At 71.1% G+C, this 1,424-nt stretch carries 2 protein-coding genes; both read right to left on the bottom strand.

What is annotated here, in order from left to right:
• Positions 1-6 precede the first annotated feature (6 nt).
• The gene (locus tag ACZ56L_RS35980; RefSeq protein WP_401763279.1) at positions 7-969 is read right to left on the bottom strand and encodes an electron transfer flavoprotein subunit alpha/FixB family protein; all 963 of its coding nucleotides are present in this window, start codon (positions 967-969) and stop codon (positions 7-9) included.
• A 44-nt stretch (positions 970-1,013) separates the two neighbouring features.
• A partial coding sequence (locus tag ACZ56L_RS35975) for an electron transfer flavoprotein subunit beta/FixA family protein (protein WP_471069500.1) occupies positions 1,014-1,424 on the bottom strand: 411 nt, incomplete at its 5' end.

Raw genomic sequence — 1,424 nt, 5'->3', positions numbered from 1 at the left:
CGCAGGTCAGCCCTTGCGGGTTTCGACCTCGGCGGTGAGCTGGGGGACGACCTCGAAGAGGTCGCCGACGACGCCGTAGTCGACGAGTTCGAAGATCGGGGCCTCGGCGTCCTTGTTGATCGCCACGATCGTCTTGGAGGTCTGCATGCCGGCCCGGTGCTGAATGGCGCCGGAGATGCCGGAGGCGATGTAGAGCTGGGGGGAGACGGACTTGCCGGTCTGGCCGACCTGGCTGGAGTGCGGGTACCAGCCGGCGTCGACCGCGGCGCGGGAAGCGCCGACGGCCGCGCCCAGGGAGTCGGCGAGCTTCTCGATGACCGCGAAGTTCTCCGCCCCGTTCACCCCGCGCCCACCGGAGACCACGATCGCGGCCTCGGTCAGCTCCGGGCGCCCGGTCGACTCGCGCGGGGTGCGCGAGGTGACCTTCGTGCCCCGCGCGGCATCCGTGAACGACACGGTGAGAGTCTCGACCGCACCCGCGGCCGCGGCGGCCTCGACGGGCGCGGAGTTCGGCTTGACCGTGATGACCGGGGTGCCGGACGAGACACGGGACGTGGTGGTGTACGAGGCGGCGAACACCGCCTGCGTGGCCACCGGACCCTCCGGCCCGGCCTCCAGATCGACGGCGTCGGTGATGAGGCCCGACTGGATGCGCACCGCGAGCCGGGCGGCGATCTCCTTGCCCTCCGCGGAGGACGGCACCAGCACCGCCACCGGCGAGACCGCCTCGCAGGCGGCCTGCAGCGCTTCGACCTTCGGCACGACGAGGTAGTCGGCGAACTCGGGGGCGTCGACGGCAAGCACACGCGTCGCACCGTGCTCACCGAGCACCGCCGCGGCACCGTCGGCGCCGGCGCCGAGGAACACCGCGACCGGGTCACCGATCCGGCGGGCCAGCGTCAGCAGCTCCAGAGTGGGCTTGCGGACGGCACCGTCCACGTGGTCGACATAGACGAGAACTTCAGCCATGGGAATTTGCTCTCCTGCACAGACGAGGGGAAGAAGGGGAGGGATTAGATGAACTTCTGGCCCGCGAGGAACTCGGCGAGCTGCTTGCCGCCCTCGCCCTCGTCCTTGACGATCGTGCCCGCCGTGCGCTCGGGCCGCTTGTCCGCGGACTCGACCCGGGTCCAGGAACCCGCCAGGCCCACCAGCCCGGCCTCCACGTCCAGATCGTCCAGGTCCAGGGACTCCACCGGCTTCTTCTTCGCCGCCATGATCCCCTTGAACGACGGATAACGCGCCTCACCCGACTGGTCCGTCACCGACACCACCGCCGGCAGCGACGCCTCCAGGTGCTCGGTGGCCGCGTCCCCGTCACGCCGGCCCCTGACCACACCGCCCTCCACCGACACCTCCGACAACAGCGTCACCTGCGGGACACCCAGCCGCTCCGCCAGGACCGCCGGGAGCACACCCATCGC

It is taken from the genome of Streptomyces sp. NPDC039736 (assembly GCF_055596485.1).
The sequence above is the reverse complement of the archived record's forward strand: the minus strand, read 5'-3'. Positions and strand labels throughout refer to the sequence as shown.

What these genes read in the sequence shown, in the direction of transcription:
- ACZ56L_RS35980 (WP_401763279.1), bottom strand. Translation starts at nt 969, where the DNA reads ATGGCTGAAGTTCTCGTCTATGTCGACCACGTGGACGGTGCCGTCCGC.